This is a genomic window from Citrobacter sp. Igbk 16 (assembly GCF_028069755.1).
Lineage (GTDB): Bacteria > Pseudomonadota > Gammaproteobacteria > Enterobacterales > Enterobacteriaceae > Citrobacter.
The window spans coordinates 323,935-344,252 of the sequence record NZ_JANEWJ010000001.1 but is presented as its reverse complement, the minus strand read 5'-3'; the positions used below and the strand labels follow the sequence as shown (position 1 = coordinate 344,252).

At 53.3% G+C, this 20,318-nt stretch carries 18 protein-coding genes; 15 read left to right on the top strand and 3 right to left on the bottom strand.

The features are described from left to right. Positions 1-18: 18 nt before the first annotated feature. The 10 genes from rseA (at position 19) to acpS (ending at position 8,940) form a co-directional block, all read left to right on the top strand. Positions 19-669, top strand: a complete 651-nt coding sequence (rseA, locus tag NNO03_RS01590) for an anti-sigma-E factor RseA (protein WP_271440664.1) — start codon at positions 19-21, stop codon at positions 667-669. Next, on the top strand, positions 669-1,625 hold the full coding sequence (rseB, locus tag NNO03_RS01585) for a sigma-E factor regulatory protein RseB (RefSeq protein WP_048210886.1): 957 nt from the start codon (positions 669-671) through the stop codon (positions 1,623-1,625). The genes rseA and rseB overlap by 1 nt, the downstream gene beginning before the upstream one ends. Next, positions 1,622-2,086, top strand: coding sequence for a SoxR-reducing system protein RseC (gene rseC, locus NNO03_RS01580; RefSeq protein ID WP_202038023.1), 465 nt, complete (start codon positions 1,622-1,624; stop codon positions 2,084-2,086). Before rseB ends, rseC begins: the two co-directional genes overlap by 4 nt. A gap of 270 nt (positions 2,087-2,356) precedes the next feature. Further along, entirely contained in the window at positions 2,357-4,156 is a 1,800-nt protein-coding gene (gene lepA, locus NNO03_RS01575; protein WP_005130327.1) for a translation elongation factor 4, read from the top strand. 15 nt (positions 4,157-4,171) lie between these two features. Beyond that, positions 4,172-5,146 carry a signal peptidase I gene (lepB, locus tag NNO03_RS01570; protein WP_048210888.1) on the top strand — a complete coding sequence of 325 codons (975 nt, stop codon included), beginning with the start codon at positions 4,172-4,174 and terminating at the stop codon, positions 5,144-5,146. 238 nt (positions 5,147-5,384) lie between these two features. After that, positions 5,385-6,065 carry a ribonuclease III gene (rnc, locus tag NNO03_RS01565; protein WP_003037579.1) on the top strand — a complete coding sequence of 227 codons (681 nt, stop codon included), beginning with the start codon at positions 5,385-5,387 and terminating at the stop codon, positions 6,063-6,065. Further along, positions 6,062-6,967 carry a GTPase Era gene (gene era / locus NNO03_RS01560; RefSeq protein WP_271440665.1) on the top strand — a complete coding sequence of 302 codons (906 nt, stop codon included), beginning with the start codon at positions 6,062-6,064 and terminating at the stop codon, positions 6,965-6,967. The genes rnc and era overlap by 4 nt, the downstream gene beginning before the upstream one ends. 134 nt (positions 6,968-7,101) lie before the next feature. Then, on the top strand, positions 7,102-7,812 hold the full coding sequence (gene recO, locus NNO03_RS01555) for a DNA repair protein RecO (protein WP_137383480.1): 711 nt from the start codon (positions 7,102-7,104) through the stop codon (positions 7,810-7,812). 16 nt (positions 7,813-7,828) lie between these two features. After that, positions 7,829-8,560, top strand: a complete 732-nt coding sequence (gene pdxJ / locus NNO03_RS01550; RefSeq protein ID WP_137383470.1) for a pyridoxine 5'-phosphate synthase — start codon at positions 7,829-7,831, stop codon at positions 8,558-8,560. After that, positions 8,560-8,940 (top strand): holo-ACP synthase, encoded by a 381-nt coding sequence (gene acpS, locus NNO03_RS01545; protein ID WP_005130319.1) that lies wholly within the window; start codon positions 8,560-8,562, stop codon positions 8,938-8,940. The genes pdxJ and acpS overlap by 1 nt, the downstream gene beginning before the upstream one ends. Before the next feature lie 124 nt (positions 8,941-9,064). Here acpS and NNO03_RS01540 read toward each other — a convergent pair whose 3' ends face one another. Together NNO03_RS01540 and NNO03_RS01535 are read right to left on the bottom strand one after the other, a co-directional pair. Next, positions 9,065-9,325, bottom strand: coding sequence for a YfhL family 4Fe-4S dicluster ferredoxin (locus tag NNO03_RS01540; RefSeq protein ID WP_137383471.1), 261 nt, complete (start codon positions 9,323-9,325; stop codon positions 9,065-9,067). Positions 9,326-9,380: 55 nt separating this feature from the next. After that, positions 9,381-10,229, bottom strand: coding sequence for a MurR/RpiR family transcriptional regulator (locus NNO03_RS01535; RefSeq protein ID WP_271448635.1), 849 nt, complete (start codon positions 10,227-10,229; stop codon positions 9,381-9,383). Positions 10,230-10,346: 117 nt separating this feature from the next. Between NNO03_RS01535 and murQ the strand changes: the two genes are divergently transcribed. Genes murQ through tadA form a run of 4 tightly spaced genes read left to right on the top strand, consistent with a single transcriptional unit; the run spans position 10,347 to position 13,819 of the window. Next, complete coding sequence (murQ, locus tag NNO03_RS01530) at positions 10,347-11,240, top strand: N-acetylmuramic acid 6-phosphate etherase (protein WP_271448634.1); 894 nt, start codon at positions 10,347-10,349, stop codon at positions 11,238-11,240. A 9-nt stretch (positions 11,241-11,249) separates the two neighbouring features. After that, on the top strand, positions 11,250-12,614 hold the full coding sequence (locus NNO03_RS01525) for a PTS transporter subunit EIIC (protein WP_271448633.1): 1,365 nt from the start codon (positions 11,250-11,252) through the stop codon (positions 12,612-12,614). Positions 12,615-12,617: 3 nt separating this feature from the next. Further along, positions 12,618-13,253, top strand: coding sequence for a phosphatidylglycerophosphatase C (gene yfhb, locus NNO03_RS01520; RefSeq protein WP_271440668.1), 636 nt, complete (start codon positions 12,618-12,620; stop codon positions 13,251-13,253). 35 nt (positions 13,254-13,288) lie between these two features. Next, positions 13,289-13,819 carry a tRNA adenosine(34) deaminase TadA gene (gene tadA / locus NNO03_RS01515; protein ID WP_271440669.1) on the top strand — a complete coding sequence of 177 codons (531 nt, stop codon included), beginning with the start codon at positions 13,289-13,291 and terminating at the stop codon, positions 13,817-13,819. A gap of 47 nt (positions 13,820-13,866) precedes the next feature. Here the strand turns inward: tadA and mltF are convergent, their stop codons facing one another. Continuing rightward, positions 13,867-15,417 carry a membrane-bound lytic murein transglycosylase MltF gene (gene mltF, locus NNO03_RS01510; protein ID WP_271448632.1) on the bottom strand — a complete coding sequence of 517 codons (1,551 nt, stop codon included), beginning with the start codon at positions 15,415-15,417 and terminating at the stop codon, positions 13,867-13,869. Between the two features lie 257 nt (positions 15,418-15,674). Here mltF and purL point away from each other — a divergent pair, with 257 nt between their 5' ends. After that, complete coding sequence (gene purL, locus NNO03_RS01505; protein WP_271448631.1) at positions 15,675-19,562, top strand: phosphoribosylformylglycinamidine synthase; 3,888 nt, start codon at positions 15,675-15,677, stop codon at positions 19,560-19,562. Positions 19,563-20,318 lie beyond the last annotated feature (756 nt).

The window sequence follows — 20,318 nt, the reverse complement described above, 5'->3', positions numbered from 1 at the left end:
CTGGAAAAGGTATTAGGCATGCAGAAAGAAAAACTTTCCGCTTTAATGGATGGCGAAACGCTGGACACTGAGTTACTCAAAGAGCTGACTCATGACCCGGAAATGCAAAAAACCTGGGAGAGTTATCACCTGATTCGCGATTCTATGCGAGGTGATACCGCCGACGTTCTCCATTTCGATATTTCCGACCGCGTAATGGCTGCCATCGCAGATGAGCCAGTACGTCAGGCGGCGCCATTGATCCCTGAGGCCCAGCCAGCACCGCATCAGTGGCAGAAAATGCCATTCTGGAAGAAAATGCGTCCGTGGGCCGCGCAGCTTACCCAAATGGGTGTGGCCGCGTGTGTATCACTTGCAGTTATTGTTGGCGTCCAGCACTATAATGGACAATCTGAAACGTCCCAGCAGCCCGAAACGCCGGTATTTAATACATTACCGATGATGGGTAAAGCCAGTCCGGTGAGCCTGGGTGTACCTTCTGACGCGACAGCCAGTGGCGGTCAGCAACAGCAGGTACAGGAGCAGCGTCGTCGAATTAATGCCATGTTGCAAGATTACGAACTGCAACGTCGACTGCACTCCGAACAGCTTCAGTTTGAGCAGGCGCAAACACAGCAAGCCGCTGTCCAGGTGCCAGGAATTCAAACTTTAGGAACGCAATCGCAGTAATGAAGCAACTTTGGTTTGCCATGTCACTTGTGGCTGGTAGCCTGTTCTTCTCTGTAAACGCCTCGGCCAATCCTGCGTCCGGGGCGTTGTTGCAGCAGATGAATCTGGCCAGCCAGTCGCTCACCTATGAGCTGTCATTTGTCAGCATCAATAAGCAGGGCGTTGAATCCCTACGTTATCGCCATGCCCGCCAGGACAACCGTCCTCTTGCACAGTTGTTGCAAATGGATGGACCGCGCCGGGAAGTGGTGCAACGTGGCAACGAAATTAGTTACTTTGAGCCAGGACTCGAACCATTCACGCTGAATGGCGACTATATCGTTGATTCTCTGCCATCCCTGATTTACACCGACTTTAAACGTCTTGCTCCCTACTATGATTTTATCGCGGTAGGCCGCACGCGTATTGCAGACCGACTCTGTGAAGTTATCCGCGTGGTCGCGCGTGACGGTACACGTTACAGCTACATCGTCTGGATGGACACCGAAACCAAGCTGCCAATGCGTGTCGATCTCCTCGATCGGGATGGCGAAACGCTTGAACAATTCCGCGTTATCGCCTTTACCGTCAATAACGGGGTTAGCGACAGCATGCAGACGCTGGCGAAAGCAAATCTTCCGCCGTTACTGTCTGTTCCAGCGGGGGAGAAAACTAACTTCAACTGGAGTCCATCGTGGTTACCACAAGGATTCAGTGAAGTCTCCAGCAGCCGACGTCCACTGCCGACAATGGATAACATGCCGATTGAATCGCGCCTGTATTCTGATGGCCTGTTCAGTTTTTCTGTGAACGTGAACCGCGCGTCGCAAAACAGCGCCGATCAACTGCTGCGCACCGGACGCCGAACGGTCAGTACTACCGTGCGGGATAACGCCGAAATCACCATTGTGGGCGAGCTCCCGCCACAAACGGCAAAGCGTATCGCGGACAATATTAAGTTCAGGGCCGCGCAATGATTAAAGAATGGGCAACGGTTGTTTCCTGGCAAAATGGCCTGGCGACGGTCAGCTGCGATGTTAAAGCATCGTGTAGCAGCTGCGCGTCGCGGGCTGGATGCGGCAGTCGTGTGCTGAACAAACTGGGGCCGCAAACAACGCATACTATCGTGGTACCCAGCGATGAACCGCTGACGCCAGGGCAAAAAGTTGAACTGGGTATTGCCGAAGGGAGTCTGTTAGGCTCGGCGATGTTGGTGTATATGTCTCCGCTGGCGGGACTCTTTATTTTTGCTGCGCTGTTTCAGGTGCTGTTTGGCAGCGATATCGCCGCACTCAGCGGGGCGATACTGGGCGGCGTGGGGGGATTCCTGATTGCGCGAGGATATTCCCGTAAGCTTGCTGAGCGCGAAGCTTGGCAACCGGTTATTCTCAACGTTGCTCTCCCGCCCGATCTTATTCGCGTCGAAACCCAGCAGTGATATCCTTGCCTGATGGCGCTGCGCTTATCAGGCCTACAGCGTCCTCAGATGCAGAAGTAGGCCGGATAAGGCGTTTATGCCGCCATCCGGCAAAAGTTTCACTGACTTTGCAAAGTTGTTTCCAGTTCCCGCTATCCTTGCTCTATGAACATTTCCTCGCCTCGGCGATGTAGTGTAGAATGCGGCGTTTCACTAAAACAGACGTTAAGCTCAGAACAGCGACTTCTCAGAGCCTGCCCAGGCAGGCGTAAGGCACAATAATTACACTATATGAAGAACATACGTAACTTTTCAATCATAGCTCACATCGACCACGGTAAATCGACGCTGTCTGACCGTATTATCCAGATCTGCGGTGGCCTGTCTGACCGTGAAATGGAAGCGCAGGTTCTCGACTCGATGGATCTTGAGCGTGAGCGCGGTATTACTATCAAAGCGCAGAGCGTGACGCTCGATTTCAAAGCATCTGATGGTGAAACCTACCAGCTTAACTTTATCGACACCCCGGGCCACGTTGACTTCTCTTATGAAGTTTCTCGCTCGCTTGCTGCCTGTGAAGGCGCACTGCTGGTCGTTGATGCCGGGCAGGGTGTTGAAGCGCAAACACTGGCTAACTGCTATACCGCCATGGAAATGGATCTGGAAGTGGTGCCGGTACTGAACAAAATTGACCTGCCAGCCGCCGATCCAGAGCGTGTGGCGGAAGAGATTGAAGATATCGTCGGTATCGATGCGGCTGACGCTGTCCGTTGCTCGGCGAAAACCGGTGTTGGCGTGACCGACGTTCTTGAACGTCTGGTACGTGATATTCCGCCGCCGGAAGGTGACCCGGAAGGCCCGTTACAGGCGTTGATCATCGACTCCTGGTTCGATAACTATCTCGGTGTGGTCTCGCTGGTCCGTATTAAAAACGGTACCATGCGTAAAGGCGACAAAATCAAAGTGATGAGTACCGGTCAGGTCTACAACGCCGACCGCCTGGGTATCTTTACGCCGAAACAGGTTGACCGTACCGAACTGAAGTGTGGCGAGGTAGGTTGGTTAGTTTGCGCCATTAAAGACATCCTCGGTGCACCGGTAGGCGATACCCTGACACTGGCGCGCAACCCGGCGGATAAACCCCTGCCTGGCTTTAAAAAAGTGAAGCCGCAGGTATACGCGGGTCTGTTCCCGGTCAGCTCCGACGACTACGAAAACTTCCGTGATGCGCTTGGTAAGCTGAGCCTGAACGATGCTTCCCTGTTCTACGAACCGGAAAGTTCTACCGCGCTGGGCTTCGGCTTCCGCTGTGGCTTCCTGGGGCTGCTGCACATGGAGATCATTCAGGAGCGTTTGGAACGTGAATACGATCTTGATCTGATCACCACCGCGCCGACCGTAGTTTACGAAGTGGAAACCACCGCGAAAGAGACTATCTACGTCGATAGCCCGTCCAAGCTGCCACCACTGAACAACATCTACGAACTGCGCGAGCCGATTGCTGAATGTCATATGCTGCTGCCGCAGGCATACCTCGGCAACGTTATTACGCTGTGTATCGAGAAGCGTGGTGTACAGACCAACATGGTTTACCACGGTAACCAGGTTGCGCTGACCTATGAAATTCCAATGGCAGAAGTGGTCCTCGACTTCTTCGATCGTCTGAAGTCGACCTCTCGTGGCTACGCGTCGCTGGATTATAACTTCAAACGTTTCCAGGCCTCCGACATGGTACGTGTTGATGTTCTCATCAACAACGAACGCGTCGATGCACTGGCGCTGATTACTCACCGCGATAACTCCCAGAGCCGCGGCCGTGAACTGGTCGAGAAGATGAAAGATCTGATCCCACGTCAGCAGTTTGATATCGCAATTCAGGCGGCCATTGGTACGCACATCATTGCGCGTTCAACAGTTAAACAGCTGCGTAAAAACGTTCTGGCTAAGTGCTACGGTGGTGATATCAGCCGTAAGAAAAAGCTGCTGCAAAAACAGAAAGAGGGTAAAAAGCGAATGAAGCAGATCGGTAACGTCGAACTGCCGCAGGAAGCCTTCCTCGCTATTCTGCATGTCGGTAAAGACAGCAAATAATCTTAAGGAGTTGGCATGGCGAACATGTTTGCCCTTATTCTGGTGATTGCCACACTGGTGACGGGCATTTTATGGTGCGTAGATAAGTTTGTCTTCGCGCCAAAACGCCGGGAGCGCCAGGCTGCGGCACAGGCCGCTGCAGGCGATTCACTGGATAAAGCGACGCTGAAAAAAGTGGCCCCTAAGCCGGGCTGGCTGGAAACCGGTGCATCCGTTTTCCCGGTACTGGCTATTGTGCTGGTGGTGCGCTCATTTATTTATGAACCATTCCAGATCCCGTCGGGTTCGATGATGCCAACACTGTTGATTGGTGATTTTATTCTGGTAGAGAAATTTGCCTACGGAATTAAAGATCCTATTTATCAGAAAACGCTAATCGAAACAGGCCACCCGAAACGCGGTGACATCGTGGTATTTAAATACCCGGAAGATCCACGTCTGGACTACATCAAACGTGCTGTCGGTTTACCGGGAGACAAAGTGACGTACGATCCGGTGGCGAAAGAGGTCACTATTCAGCCAGGATGCAGTTCTGGTCAGGCTTGTGAGAACGCGCTGCCGGTAACCTATTCCGATGTTCAGCCAAGCGATTTTGTGCAGACGTTTGCTCGTCGTAACGGCGGGGAAGCGACCAGCGGTTTCTTTGAAGTTCCGCTGAACGAAACGAAAGACAACGGCATTCGCCTGACCGAGCGTAAAGAAACGCTGGGTGAGGTAACACACCGCATTCTGATGGTGCCAATCGCGCAGGATCAGGTGGGGATGTATTACCGTCAGCCGGGTCAGCAGTTAGCCACCTGGATCGTTCCACCGGGGCATTACTTCATGATGGGCGATAACCGTGACAACAGTGCGGACAGCCGTTATTGGGGATTTGTACCGGAAGCGAATCTGGTAGGTAAAGCGACCGCAATCTGGATGAGTTTCGACAAACAAGAAGGTGAGTGGCCAACCGGCGTTCGTTTGAGCCGCATTGGTGGTATCCACTAATTGCTGATAATTGTTCACGCTGTCGTCTTAATAACGACAGCGTGAATTATTTCTTGGATTAATTCCCTCAGACTAACGACATCCCTTGTCGTTGTGTATAGAATATTCCCCCGAAGTTTTAGGTTGGCACCGTCAGGTTGCCACGGCACACGAAACAGCATTGGTCTCTCTAATGACGGGTGTATATCAGGTCTGTTTCGTGTGCTGAATTGTTGACGCATTCATTTATTGGTATCGCATGAATCCCATCGTAATTAATCGGCTTCAACGGAAGCTGGGCTACACTTTTAATCATCAGGAGCTGTTGCAGCAGGCATTAACTCACCGTAGTGCCAGCAGCAAACATAACGAGCGTTTAGAATTTTTAGGCGACTCTATTTTGAGCTTTGTTATTGCGAATGCGCTGTATCACCGTTTCCCACGTGTGGATGAAGGTGACATGAGCCGCATGCGCGCCACGCTGGTGCGTGGAAATACGCTGGCTGAATTAGCCCGTGAATTTGACCTCGGTGAATGTTTACGCCTGGGGCCGGGTGAATTGAAAAGCGGCGGTTTTCGTCGCGAGTCAATTTTGGCGGATACCGTCGAAGCGTTGATCGGTGGGGTCTTCCTCGACAGCGATATTCAGACGGTTGAACAGCTGATCCTGAACTGGTATCAAACGCGTCTGGACGAAATTAGTCCGGGCGACAAACAAAAAGATCCGAAAACGCGCTTGCAGGAATATTTGCAGGGTCGCCACCTGCCGCTGCCGTCTTATCTGGTGGTGCAGGTCCGTGGCGAAGCGCACGATCAAGAATTTACAATCCACTGCCAGGTCAGCGGCCTGAGTGAACCGGTGGTTGGCACAGGTTCGAGCCGTCGTAAGGCTGAGCAGGCTGCCGCCGAACAGGCGTTGAAAAAACTGGAGCTGGAATGAGCGAAGAGAAAACTTACTGCGGATTTATTGCCATCGTCGGTCGCCCGAACGTCGGCAAATCCACCCTGTTGAATAATCTGCTTGGGCAGAAGATTTCTATTACCTCACGTAAGGCACAGACAACTCGTCACCGTATTGTTGGCATCCATACCGAAGGCGCGTATCAGGCAATTTATGTTGATACCCCTGGTCTGCATATGGAAGAGAAACGTGCCATCAACCGTCTGATGAACAAAGCGGCAAGCAGTTCTATCGGTGACGTTGAGCTGGTCATTTTTGTCGTGGAAGGCACGCGCTGGACGCCGGACGACGAGATGGTGCTCAACAAACTGCGTGACGGTAAGGTGCCGGTTATTCTGGCTGTGAATAAAGTCGACAACGTTCAGGAAAAAGCCGATCTGTTGCCACACCTGCAGTTCCTGGCAAGCCAGATGAATTTCCTCGATATCGTCCCGATGTCAGCCGAAACTGGACTGAATGTCGATACTATCGCGGGCATCGTGCGTAAACATCTGCCGGAAGCGATTCATCACTTCCCGGAAGATTACATCACCGATCGCTCTCAGCGTTTTATGGCCTCTGAGATCATCCGCGAAAAACTGATGCGTTTCCTGGGTGCTGAGCTGCCTTATTCTGTCACCGTCGAAATTGAGCGTTTTATTTCTAATGAGCGCGGCGGTTACGACATCAACGGTCTGATCCTCGTTGAGCGTGAGGGGCAGAAGAAGATGGTGATTGGTAATAAAGGTGCCAAAATCAAAACCATCGGCATTGAAGCCCGTAAAGACATGCAGGAGATGTTCGAAGCGCCTGTTCACCTCGAACTGTGGGTGAAAGTGAAATCCGGCTGGGCCGATGACGAACGCGCGCTGCGCAGCCTCGGTTACGGCGACGACCAGTAGTTTTAATACTCTATGGCTTTCGAGGTGCAGGAAGGCGGCAAGTCCGCGAATCCCCGGGAGCTTACTCTCGTAAGTGACTGGGGTGAACGGGCGCAGCCAACGCACCTGCAACTTGAAAGACGACGAGTATTATGATGGAAGGATGGCAACGCGCCTTTGTCTTACATAGCCGCCCGTGGAGCGAAACCAGTCTCGTGCTGGATGTCTTCACGGAAGAGTCTGGCCGCGTGCGCCTTGTCGCTAAAGGCGCACGTTCTAAACGTTCCAACCTGAAAGGCGCACTCCAGCCTTTTACCCCGCTGTTACTTCGCTTTGGCGGCCGTGGTGAGGTGAAAACCTTGCGCAGTGCGGAAGCCGTATCTCTGGCACTCCCCCTTAGCGGTATCACGTTGTACAGCGGCCTGTACATCAATGAACTCATCTCGCGTGTGCTTGAGTATGAAACCCGTTTTTCTGAACTCTTTTTCGACTACCTGAACTGCATTCAGGCACTGGCTGGCGCGACAGGTTCGCCAGAGCCGGCGCTGCGTCGCTTTGAACTGGCCTTACTTGGCCACCTGGGCTACGGCGTGGATTTCACCCACTGTGCGGGCAGCGGCGAGCCGGTAGATGACACCATGACCTACCGCTATCGGGAAGAAAAAGGATTTATCGCCAGTGTTGTTATCGATAACAGCACCTTTACCGGACGCCATCTGAAAGCACTTGAATCGCGTGAATTTCCTGATGCTGACACGCTGCGTGCTGCGAAACGCTTTACCCGTATGGCCTTAAAGCCGTATCTTGGTGGTAAGCCCTTAAAGAGCCGCGAATTATTCCGGCAGTTTCTGCCGAAGCGAAAATAAAATAACGAGGATTGTCATGGCTGAATTACTGTTAGGCGTCAACATTGACCACATTGCCACTTTACGTAATGCTCGTGGTACCGCATACCCGGACCCGGTTCAGGCAGCGTTTATCGTTGAACAGGCTGGCGCGGATGGCATCACCGTACACCTGCGTGAAGACCGTCGCCATATCACCGACCGCGACGTACGTATTCTGCGCCAGACGCTGGATACGCGCATGAATCTGGAAATGGCGGTAACCGAAGAAATGCTGGCTATCGCCGTAGAGACGAAGCCGCATTTTTGCTGCCTGGTGCCGGAAAAACGTCAGGAAGTCACGACGGAAGGGGGGCTGGACGTTGCGGGGCAGCGCGACAAAATGCGCGATGCCTGCAAGCGACTGGCTGATGCCGGAATTCTGGTCTCGTTGTTTATCGATGCGGATGAAGAACAAATTAAAGCGGCTGCCGACGTGGGCGCTCCGTTCATTGAGATTCATACCGGTTGCTATGCTGATGCGAAAACCGATGCTGAACAGGCGAGTGAACTGGCGCGTATTGCTAAAGCGGCGACTTTTGCTGCCAGTCTGGGCCTGAAGGTGAATGCCGGTCACGGTTTGACGTACCATAACGTTAAAGCCATTGCGCGGATCCCGGAAATGCACGAACTAAACATTGGGCATGCCATTATCGGACGTGCGGTGATGAGCGGGCTGAAGGACGCGGTAGTGGAAATGAAACGTCTGATGCTGGAAGCGCGTGGCTAATGGCGATTCTGGGTTTAGGCACGGATATCGTGGAGATTGCGCGGATCGAGGCGGTGATCTCCCGCTCCGGTGAACGCCTGGCCAGACGGGTCCTGAGTGACAACGAATGGGCCATCTGGGAAACGCATCAGCAACCGGTGCGTTTTCTGGCAAAGCGCTTTGCGGTAAAAGAGGCGGCAGCAAAAGCCTTCGGTACCGGCATTCGCAATGGGCTGGCGTTTAATCAGTTTGAAGTCTTCAACGATGAACTCGGTAAACCGCGTCTGCGGTTATGGGGGGAGGCGTTAAAACTGGCGGAAAAACTGGGTGTCGCGCATATGCATGTAACGCTGGCCGATGAACGGCACTACGCTTGTGCCACGGTGATTATCGAAAGCTAGTTTCAGGACGTTGCCGGATGGCGAGGCGTCTTATCCGGCCTACGGGTTATGCGTTTTTTACAGGTGCTGGGTAGGCCTGATAAGCGTTAGCGCCATCAGGCTTCATCGCCGGATGGCGACGCGGCTATAGTTTATCCGCGTGATGCATCAATACAAACTTATCCCACAGCTGTTCTTCGGTTTCGCTATGTGCCGGGTCTTTCAAAATTGTGTTGGGGATCGGACACACTTTCTGACAGGTTGGTGTGTCGTAATGGCCTACGCATTCTGTACATTTGTCGCTGTTAATCTCGTAGATGCTCTCACCCATCGAAATCGCCTCATTCGGGCATTCGGGTTCGCACATATCGCAATTGATACACTTTTTAGTGATTAACAGGGCCATCAGGAAACTCTCAAAACATCACAAATCGGGCGGGCATTATACGCGCATTCTTTGTTCAGACCAGTTTTTTTACCAGCGCTTCACTGTGGCGAATTCGTTCCGGAGCATGTTCTAAATCTTGCTGAACCAGCGCCATAAACAATAAATCTGTAAGCATCATCTGTGCGTGCGTCGATGAAATTGCCGCGCTGCGCGTCGCTTGTTCTTCGGCAATCGTATACAGGCAATGGTTTGCTCGCTGTTGCAGGGCATTGGGTGTAAATCCGGTGATGGCAAGGATTTTGGCACCGGTACGCAATGTTTCATCCGCAGCCAGGTTGAGTTCACGACGTTCCCCGGTATAGGAAATCGCCAACAGGAGATCGCCCGGCGAAAGCGCCTGTACCGTTGCCAGCAGTGCGTGCATATCGCGTTCCACTACCGCGTTAAAACCAATTTTCAGCAGTTTCCAGGCAAAATTCTGTGCAACCAGCCCAGAGGCACCAATTCCGGTCAGGACAATGCGTCGGGCTGAGCGTAACAAGGCAACGCTTTCCATCAGCTTTTCTTCGCTGTTGATATCCAGTGTGGCGTGCATGGCCGCAACGTTCTCCTGAATCAGTTTTTCACCAACCAGACGCATTGGGTCGTCGCCGCGGATCTGATTATGCACTGGGATAGAATGGGGATTGGGATTACTGGCCAGTGCTTCGCTGATCGCCAGTTTCAGTGCGGGAAACCCTTTAAACCCCATTTTTTGTGCGAACTTCACGACGCTGGACTGGCTGACGCCCGCTTCAAAAGCGAGTTGCTGTGAACTGAGATGACGCGCAGTATCCGGCTGTGCGAGGAGGTAATCCGCAAGTTTTTTATCACTTTGCGCGAGGTCCGGGTAACGCTGACGAATGCGAATCAAACAGTTCATGCTGTCTCCTGGCGAAAACGTGATGGCGATTACAAAACAAAATTTCACTCGCCTGGGTGAATATTATATTCCATTATAACGGATTAATATGAATTAAAAATTCCTAAGGAACAAAAAATGAATCTCGGTGCGTTAGTGTCAGAAAGCCGCAATCCTCAGACTATGGATCTTGATGCGTTATCCACGCTTGAGTTGGTTCATCGTTTTAATCAACAGGATACGCTGGTAGCCGCTGCTGTAAAAGCAACTCTGACTGAAGTTGCGCTTGCGGTCGATGCGGCGGCTGACGCGTTAAAAGCGGGTGGACGGATTATCTACATGGGGGCGGGCACCAGCGGGCGTCTTGGTGTACTGGATGCGTCTGAGTGCCCACCGACTTTTGGTGTACCACATGGACGGGTTGTTGGCCTGATTGCCGGCGGTCCGGGGGCATTGCTGAAGGCCGTTGAAGGTGCAGAAGATAACCCGCAGCTGGGTGAAGATGATCTTCGTTCGCTCAACCTTACGGCACAGGATTTAGTGGTTGGTCTGGCGGCATCCGGGCGTACACCGTATGTGATTGGCGGCTTGCAATATGCTCGTTCCGTAGGCTGCACCACGGTGGCGATTTCCTGTAATCCGGATTCCCCCATCGCGCGTGAAGCGGACATCGCCATATCACCGGTTGTTGGCCCGGAGGCCCTGACAGGGTCAACGCGACTGAAGTCCGGTACTGCGCAAAAACTGGTGCTCAATATGATTTCTACCGGTGCAATGGTGAAATTTGGCAAGGTGTATCAGAACCTGATGGTGGATATGAAAGCGACCAACGTTAAGCTGGTAGACCGGGCGTGTCGCATGGTCGTGGAAGCCACCGGTATTGCGTATGACCAGGCGCAAGCTCTGCTGAAACAGACCGATTTTGATGTTAAGCCCGCCATTTTGATGGCTCTAACTGGTCTCGATGCTACTTCAGCCCGGGAAAAACTGGCTGCACATCAGGGTTTTTTACGCGCGGCGTTAGAACACTAAGAGGCTGATATGGATAAAACGGCGGTGCTTGCCAGCGATATTCTGCTGGGTGTGGGCGGAGAGAAAAATATTCTGCGCCTGGAAAACTGTATGACGCGCGTCAGAGTGGAAGTACAGGATGACGCTCAGCTCGATATTTCCCGACTCAAGCAACTGCCGGGCGTTAGCGGCTACGTGAAGCAGGGGGCGCAGCACCAGATTATTGTTGGTCCGGGCAAAGCCGCGAAAGTGGTCGATGCCATGCGTTCCCTGATTGCCGATGGCGGCGAACGTTCCAATGTGGGGGATATTGAGCGGACAAAATCAGAGGCCAAAGCGAAGTACAAAGCGCCGATGAGTGACGCGCTGCGTAAACTGGCTAACGTTTTTATCCCGCTTATTCCGGCGTTTATCGCCTCCGGTTTGATTACCGGTATCATTAACATCCTCAAACGTCCGGACATCGTGGGGGACTTGGCTACCCACTATCCGAATATGTTGGGACTGTTAGGCATTTTCGGTAGCGCCGTGTTTGCCATTATGAACATCCTTGTCGGGGTGAATACTGCCAAAGTATTTGGTGGTTCGCTGGCGATGGGGGGCGTGATGGCCGGCATTCTCTCCAGCCCGCAACTGGCGCAAATTACCTTGTTTGGCGAGGCCTTGCAGCCGGGACGCGGTGGGGTGATCGCGGTGCTGCTGGTGGTAGCGCTAATGTGCTGGATTGAGCGTAAATTCCGCGAAGTGCTGCCGGAGTCTCTTGAACTGATCCTTAATCCACTACTGACCACTCTTATTACCGGGACCATCGCCATTGTGGCGCTGCAACCGCTTGGTGGCTGGATAGCCGAATCCATTGCCCATGGCGCTTCCTGGGCTATCGATCGCGGTGGCTTCCTGGTGGGTGCGGTGCTGGCAGGCACCTTTCTGCCACTGGTTCTTACCGGACTCCATCAGGGATTGGTCCCTATCCATGTAGAGCTGGTACAGGCGCACGGGTATAACGCACTCTTTCCTATTCTGGCGATGGCGGGAGTGGGGCAAATCGGTGCGGCTATTGCGGTACTGATAAAAACCCGTAACGCACGGCTGAAAAAAGTGATTAAAAGCGCGCTGCCGGTCGGATTGCTGGGTATTGGCGAACCGCTGATTTTTGGTGTGACATTGCCATTAGGCAAGCCGTTTATCGGTGCCTGTCTCGGTGGTGCAGTTGGTGGGGCGCTGATCAGCTACTGGAAGGTGGCGACGGTCATCACCTTTGGCATCTCGGGATTGCCGCTGGCACTGACGATTGTTGCCGGAAAAGTGATGTTCTATCTGTTAGGCTATCTGGTAGCGGTAATTGCCGGGTTCCTGTTTACCTGGCTATTGGGGTTCAACGATCCAGAGGAATAAGGTTTGACCAGTCACCAGCGTCGCGTTGTTTTTTTTGATTTGGATGGCACGTTACACCAGCAGGATATGTTCGGCAGTTTCTTACGTTTTCTGTTGCGTCGCCAACCGCTAAATGCGTTGCTGGTGCTGCCTCTGTTGCCGATTATTGCGCTGGCAATGTTAATTAAAGGGCGCGCTGCTCGCTGGCCCATGAGCCTGCTCTTGTGGGGCTGTACTTTTGGTCGCAGTGAAACGCGCCTGAAGGCACATCAGGCCGATTTTGTGCGCTGGTTTCGCGGTCATGTGACGGCATTTCCTGTCGTGCAGCAGCGTCTGACGACGTACTTGTTAAGCTCCGATGCTGATATTTGGCTTATCACCGGTTCCCCGCAGTCGCTGGTAGAGCAGGTTTACTTCGATACGCCGTGGCTGCCGCGTGTCAATCTGATCGCCAGTCAAATGGCGCGTGGATACGGTGGCTGGGTATTGCCGCTACGCTGTCTGGGACATGAAAAAGTGGCGCAACTGGAACAGCAGATTGGCGCGCCGTTGCATCTATACAGCGGTTACAGCGACAGTAAGCAGGACAATCCACTACTCTCTTTTTGCCAGCATCGCTGGCGCGTCACGCCGCGCGGGGAACTGCAACAACTCGAATAGCGAACGCGCATGCAATTTGGAGTATGACGGGTATAATGCGTCCGCTTTTTATTACTGGAGTTACCCCTTTGTCTGATGTTGAATTTAGCCACGAATACTGGATGCGCCACGCTTTAACGTTAGCTAAGCGCGCCTGGGATGAGCGTGAAGTCCCGGTGGGTGCAGTATTGGTACTCAACAACCGCGTTATTGGCGAAGGCTGGAATCGGCCGATTGGCCATCATGATCCTACTGCCCACGCTGAAATCATGGCGTTGCGTCAGGGCGGTCTGGTGCTACAAAACTACCGTCTGCTGGATGCAACGTTGTATGTCACACTGGAACCGTGCGTCATGTGTGCTGGTGCGATGGTGCACAGCCGTATTGGCCGGGTAGTTTTTGGTGCGCGCGATGCGAAAACGGGGGCGGCGGGTTCGTTAATGGACGTACTGCATCATCCAGGCATGAACCATCGGGTTGACGTGACTGAAGGCGTGTTACGCGATGAATGCGCCACGTTGCTCAGCGATTTTTTCCGTATGCGTCGTCAGGAAATTAAAGCCCTGAAAAAATCCTCCAACGTGTGAATACCGATCTGATTGCCTGAGGGCGTTGCGCTAATTCCCTTCAAAGACTACTTCTGCTCTTTTTTCTGCGTCGAAAATAGCAGAGAAGGGGAGTGCGACAGATAGCTTGATGAGGTCTGAGACAGGAATGCCGCCAGCGGAAACTTCTCCTCGCCTAACAGTTCTGTGGGTGATACCGCCGGGTAATCCTGCGCCAGTCGCTGTGTTTCAATCGCCTGCTTTTCTTTCTCTTGCAGGTATCCCACCAGACTTATCTGGTACTTACGGATATTTTCCACATAGGCGTAGGCTTCGTGACCGCGTGCATAGCCATAGGTCAGCTTGTTGTAATACGGCTTTTGACTGAGCAGCGGCAGACGTTGTTTTACATCGGACCAACTGTTCGGGTTGCCTTTGGTTTTTACCGTCAGCGCCCGCGCATCCAGCATATGTGCGTAGCCCATATTGTAAGCGGCGAGTGCAAACCAGATACGTTCTCCTTCGGGGACGGTATCCGGCACTTTACTCATCATATCCTGTAAGTAGCGTGCGCCACCGCTGATGCTCTGTTCGGCATCGGTACGGTCAGTGAGTCCAAGGCTCTGGGCAGTATTTTTGGTCAGCATCATCAGCCCACGTACGCCGGTCGGGGAGGTGGCCTGCGCGTCCCAGTGTGATTCCTGGTAAGAGATTGCCGCGAGCAGTCGCCAGTCTATTTCCTGCGCATATTTTTCAAAAAGTGGCTTCAGATCCGGCAATACGCTATCAACCGCACGCAGGAAGGTGCGGGTATCAACATAGTCAAAATCATCGCCATGCCCAAGGTACTTTTCTTCCAGCCGCGCAAGCGAGCCGTCTTCATTCATGGTATTGAAGAAATCCAGCAGGGCAGCGGACAACGTATTGTCATCGTCCAGACGGCTGAACCAGGTCACCGGCTGTTCGTCGGAGACATCCAGCGCGATGGCCAGCTCAGGGTGTACACGCTGGTACAGGCTGATGGCGACGGAATCGGCAATGGTATAGTCCAGCTTACCGGCGATGACATCATCAAGCAGTTCAGTGGTGCCCTTTTTCTCATCAACTTTCCAGCTCAGGTCCGGGAATCTTTTTTCTTTTAACTGCTGGAGGTCGTTTATCACCACGTGTCCCGGGGCGATGGTCAGCTGATTTTCGGTCACACTGGCAAGGCTACGAGGGCGATATTGCCCAACCCGATACACCAGTTGTTGCGATACGGAATAGTAGGTCGGACCCGGCTGATAATTTTTAACGCGCTCGCTGTTATACACCAGACCGGCGGCTAACAGATCGGCATTCCCGTTATCCAGGTCGTCAAAAAGCTGGCTGATGTTCTGGCGTACGGTGATTTTCAGCTTCACACCCAGGTAGTTGGCGAAGGCTTTGGTCAGTTCGTAATCCAGTCCAAACTTTTTCCCATTAAGCGTGGCGTAAGTGAGCGGCGAGTCGATGGTACTGACGCGCAGCTCTCCCCGCGACTGAATGGCGGCGATACGATTGTCGGCTTTACCGAACCAGGGGATGGATGGCCAGAGGGCCGCTGCCAACAACAGCGTCAAAATACCGATGAACAGATAATTAATCTTTAATTTTTTCAATTAGTTAATTCTCTGAACCGTACGTTGTCTCTGTGTGCTGTGGTATTGATTAAGAAGTGAATTAGTCATTAATGAGCGGCATTTTGCTTAAACTTGCGTCAGTTGGCAACTTATTCAGAAAACAGACCGCATTTGATGATAAGACAAGGTCGTGATTTTATTTCGACGCAAACGGTTTCGTCGGCGCGGTAGATTCTTTATAATGACGCCCGTTTCCCCCACTTGGGCACACCGAAAGCTTAGAAGACGAGAGACTTATGATGGAAATTCTGCGTGGTTCACCTGCACTGTCTGCATTCCGTATTAACAAACTGCTGGCACGTTTTCAGGCTGCCAACCTCCAGGTCCACAATATTTACGCCGAGTACGTCCATTTTGCCGATCTGAATGCACCATTGAATGAGGACGAGCGCGCGCAACTTGCACGTCTGCTGAAATATGGTCCTGCTCTTCACAGTCATGCCCCTGAAGGCAAACTGCTGCTGGTCACGCCTCGCCCGGGTACCATCTCCCCGTGGTCTTCTAAAGCGACTGATATTGCCCATAACTGCGGCCTGCAACAGATTAGCCGCCTGGAACGTGGCATTGCCTGGTATGTTGAGGCCTCCACGCTGACTGCTGAGCAGTGGCTGACGGTTGCCAATATTCTGCATGACCGCATGATGGAAACGGTTTTCTCTGCGCTGAGCGATGCTGAAAAACTGTTTGTTCATCACCAGCCTGCGCCGGTTTCCAGCGTTGACCTGCTGGGTGAAGGACGCCAGGCGTTGATTGACGCTAACCTGCGTTTGGGTCTTGCGCTGGCAGAGGATGAAATCGACTATCTGCAAGATGCGTTCACCAAACTGGGACGCAACCCGAATGATATCGAACTGTACATGTTTGCGCAGGCCAACTCCGAGCACTGCCGCCATAAGATTTTTAATGCCGACTGGGTGATCGACGGTAAGCAGCAGCCGAAATCGCTGTTCAAGATGATCAAAAACACCTTCGAAACCACGCCGGATCACGTCCTGTCTGCCTATAAAGATAACGCGGCGGTGATGGAAGGTTCTGAAGTAGGTCGCTACTTTGCTGACCACCAGACCGGTCGCTACGATTTCCATCAGGAGCCTGCTCATATCCTGATGAAGGTTGAAACCCATAACCACCCGACGGCGATCTCGCCGTGGCCAGGTGCCGCAACGGGCTCTGGTGGTGAAATTCGCGATGAAGGCGCAACCGGGCGCGGTGCGAAACCGAAAGCTGGCCTGGTGGGTTTCTCCGTTTCCAACCTGCGTATCCCGGGCTTTGAACAGCCGTGGGAAGAAGATTTTGGCAAGCCGGACCGTATTGTCACCGCACTGGATATTATGACCGAAGGTCCACTGGGTGGTGCTGCGTTTAACAACGAGTTTGGTCGTCCTGCGCTGACGGGCTACTTCCGCACCTATGAAGAGAAAGTGAACAGCCATAACGGTGAAGAGCTGCGCGGTTACCACAAACCGATCATGCTGGCGGGTGGGATCGGCAATATCCGTGAAGATCACGTGCAGAAAGGCGAGATCGTGGTGGGTGCTAAGCTGATCGTCCTCGGCGGTCCGGCGATGAACATCGGCCTGGGCGGTGGTGCGGCATCATCTATGGCTTCCGGCCAGTCTGATGCCGATCTTGATTTCGCTTCTGTACAGCGCGACAACCCGGAAATGGAGCGTCGCTGCCAGGAAGTTATCGACCGTTGCTGGCAGATGGGGGACGCTAACCCGATCCTGTTCATCCACGATGTTGGTGCGGGTGGCCTGTCTAATGCCATGCCGGAGCTGGTCAGTGACGGCGGACGCGGCGGCAAATTCCAGTTGCGCGATATCCTGAGTGATGAACCGGGTATGAGCCCGCTGGAAATCTGGTGTAACGAATCTCAGGAGCGCTATGTGCTGGCGGTGGCCGCCGATCAACTGCCGCTGTTTGATGAACTGTGTAAGCGCGAGCGTGCCCCCTATGCGGTGATTGGTGAAGCCATCGAAGAACAACACCTGACGTTGAGCGATAGCCACTTCGACAACCAGCCGATTGACATGCCGCTGGACGTTCTGCTGGGTAAAACGCCGAAAATGACCCGCGACGTACAAACGCTGAAAGCCAAAGGCGAGCAGCTTGCACGTGAGCATATTACGATTGCTGACGCGGTAAACCGTGTGCTGCACCTGCCGACCGTAGCAGAGAAAACCTTCCTCGTTACCATCGGCGACCGTACTGTCACCGGGATGGTGGCGCGTGACCAAATGGTTGGTCCGTGGCAGATTCCGGTAGCGAACTGTGCGGTCACTACCGCCAGTCTGGATAGCTACTATGGCGAAGCGATGTCTATCGGTGAACGTGCACCTGTCGCGCTGCTGGACTTTTCCGCCTCTGCGCGTCTGGCCGTCGGTGAAGCGCTAACCAATATTGCGGCCACGCAGATTGGCGATATCAAACGTATCAAATTGTCAGCAAACTGGATGGCGGCTGCTGGCCATCCCGGTGAAGATGCCGGGCTGTACGAAGCGGTAAAAGCTGTCGGGGAAGAGTTATGTCCGGCGCTTGGCCTGACTATCCCGGTGGGTAAAGACTCCATGTCGATGAAAACCCGCTGGCAGGAAGGTAACGAGCAGCGTGAAATGACCTCCCCGCTGTCACTGGTGATCACCGCCTTTGCTCGCGTGGAAGACGTGCGCCATACAATCACGCCGCAACTGTCTACTGAAGACAATGCGCTGCTGCTGATTGATCTTGGCCTTGGTCACAATGCGCTGGGTGCGACATCGCTGGCACAGGTATACCGTCAACTGGGCGACAAACCTGCCGATGTGCGCGATGTAACGCAGTTGAAAGGCTTCTACGACGCCATTCAGGCGTTGGTCGCACAACGTAAGCTGCTGGCTTACCATGATCGCTCCGACGGCGGTCTGCTGGTTACGCTGGCAGAAATGGCCTTTACCGGTCACTGCGGCGTTGAAGCAGATATCGGTACTCTGGGCGATGATCATCTGGCGGCGCTGTTTAATGAAGAGCTGGGGGCTGTCATTCAGGTTCGCGCTGCTGACCGTGACGCGGTAGAAGCAATTCTGGCGGCGAACGGTCTGGCTGATTGCGTACATTATCTCGGTCAGGCGGTAGCCGGCGATCGTTTCACCCTGACCGCCCAAGGTCAGCCGGTGTTTAGCGAAAGCCGTACTACCCTGCGTATGTGGTGGGCGGAAACAACCTGGCAGATGCAGCGTCTACGCGACAACCCGGAATGTGCCGATCAGGAACACAATGCTAAAACCAACGATGCCGATCCTGGTCTCAACGTTAAACTGTCGTTTGATATCAACGAAGATATTGCGGCTCCGTATATTGCTACCGGTGCGCGTCCAAAAGTAGCCGTGCTGCGCGAACAGGGCGTTAACTCCCACGTAGAAATGGCGGCAGCTTTCCACCGTGCGGGTTTTGACGCTATCGACGTGCATATGAGCGATCTGCTGGGCGGTCGTATTGGTCTGGGTAACTTCCAGGCGCTGGTGGCCTGTGGTGGCTTCTCTTACGGTGATGTGCTTGGGGCAGGGGAAGGTTGGGCGAAGTCGATTCTGTTCAACAATCGGGTACGTGATGAGTTCGAAACCTTCTTCCATCGCCCGCAAACGCTGGCACTCGGCGTGTGTAACGGTTGTCAGATGATGTCTAACCTGCGCGAGCTGATCCCTGGAAGCGACCTGTGGCCGCGCTTTGTGCGTAACCACTCCGATCGCTTTGAAGCGCGTTTCAGCCTGGTCGAAGTGACACAAAGCCCGTCTCTGCTGCTGCAGGGTATGGTGGGGTCACAGATGCCAATTGCGGTTTCTCACGGCGAAGGTCGTGTGGAAGTGCGTGACGATGCGCATTTGGCTGGGCTGGAGAGTAAAGGGCTGGTGGCGCTGCGCTACGTTGATAACTACGGTAAGGTGACCGAAACCTATCCGGCTAACCCGAACGGTTCTCCAAACGGTATCACTGCTGTTACCACTGAAAATGGTCGCGTAACTATTATGATGCCACACCCGGAACGTGTATTCCGTACCGTGAGCAACTCCTGGCACCCGGAAAACTGGGGCGAGGACAGCCCGTGGATGCGCATCTTCCGTAATGCGCGTAAACAGCTCGGTTAATCTGGTCGAACATCATGAAGCCCCTCTCGAGGGGCTTTTTTGTAGCCAGATACAGAGCGCCTGATGGCACTGCGCTTATCAGGCCTACGGGGAAGGGCACTTGTAGGCCGGATAAGGCATTTACGCCGCCATCCGACTGCCTGATGGCACTGCGTTTATCAGGCCTACGGGGAAGGGCACTTGTAGGCCGGATAAGGCATTTACGCCGCCATCCGACTGCCTGATGGCACTGCGCTTATCAGGCCTACGGGGAAGAGCGCTTGTAGACCGGATAAGGCATTTACGCCGCCATCCGACTGCCTGATGACACTGCGCTTATCAGGCCTACGGGGAAGAGCGTTTGTAGGCCGGATAAGGCATTTACTTCGCCATCCGACTGCCTGATGGCACTGCGCTTATCAGGCCTACGGGGAAGGGCACTTGTAGGCCGGATAAGGCGTTTACGCCGCCATCCGGCAATAAACTCAGCGCTTATGCCGCAAAATTAAAGTGTCGGGAAATCCCGACATTGTCAGGGTTGGCTTGTCGCCAAAAAGAGACACTTAATAACTTGATCTATAATGATTTTATTTTTAAGTGCAGCGAGTGTTGCTTATTAGCGACAGAGTGCACAAAAAACACTCAATCCTTATTTTTACACAATTATTCATATTTCTTATATTTATCATTGTGTTAACAAAGTGTTTTGAATATTGGCACAGATGCTGCATAATATTAACCAGTGGCTCATTCACCTTCTTATGTCAGCCCCTTCGG

Bases quoted from the DNA above. Each gene is read 5' to 3' on its own strand.
- rseA (WP_271440664.1), top strand. From the start codon at position 19: ATGCAGAAAGAAAAACTTTCCGCTTTAATGGATGGCGAAACGCTGGAC.
- rseB (WP_048210886.1), top strand. From the start codon at position 669: ATGAAGCAACTTTGGTTTGCCATGTCACTTGTGGCTGGTAGCCTGTTC.
- rseC (WP_202038023.1), top strand. From the start codon at position 1,622: ATGATTAAAGAATGGGCAACGGTTGTTTCCTGGCAAAATGGCCTGGCG.
- lepA (WP_005130327.1), top strand. From the start codon at position 2,357: ATGAAGAACATACGTAACTTTTCAATCATAGCTCACATCGACCACGGT.
- lepB (WP_048210888.1), top strand. From the start codon at position 4,172: ATGGCGAACATGTTTGCCCTTATTCTGGTGATTGCCACACTGGTGACG.
- rnc (WP_003037579.1), top strand. From the start codon at position 5,385: ATGAATCCCATCGTAATTAATCGGCTTCAACGGAAGCTGGGCTACACT.
- era (WP_271440665.1), top strand. From the start codon at position 6,062: ATGAGCGAAGAGAAAACTTACTGCGGATTTATTGCCATCGTCGGTCGC.
- recO (WP_137383480.1), top strand. From the start codon at position 7,102: ATGGAAGGATGGCAACGCGCCTTTGTCTTACATAGCCGCCCGTGGAGC.
- pdxJ (WP_137383470.1), top strand. From the start codon at position 7,829: ATGGCTGAATTACTGTTAGGCGTCAACATTGACCACATTGCCACTTTA.
- acpS (WP_005130319.1), top strand. From the start codon at position 8,560: ATGGCGATTCTGGGTTTAGGCACGGATATCGTGGAGATTGCGCGGATC.
- NNO03_RS01540 (WP_137383471.1), bottom strand. From the start codon at position 9,325: ATGGCCCTGTTAATCACTAAAAAGTGTATCAATTGCGATATGTGCGAA.
- NNO03_RS01535 (WP_271448635.1), bottom strand. From the start codon at position 10,229: ATGAACTGTTTGATTCGCATTCGTCAGCGTTACCCGGACCTCGCGCAA.
- murQ (WP_271448634.1), top strand. From the start codon at position 10,347: ATGAATCTCGGTGCGTTAGTGTCAGAAAGCCGCAATCCTCAGACTATG.
- NNO03_RS01525 (WP_271448633.1), top strand. From the start codon at position 11,250: ATGGATAAAACGGCGGTGCTTGCCAGCGATATTCTGCTGGGTGTGGGC.
- tadA (WP_271440669.1), top strand. From the start codon at position 13,289: ATGCGTCCGCTTTTTATTACTGGAGTTACCCCTTTGTCTGATGTTGAA.
- purL (WP_271448631.1), top strand. From the start codon at position 15,675: ATGATGGAAATTCTGCGTGGTTCACCTGCACTGTCTGCATTCCGTATT.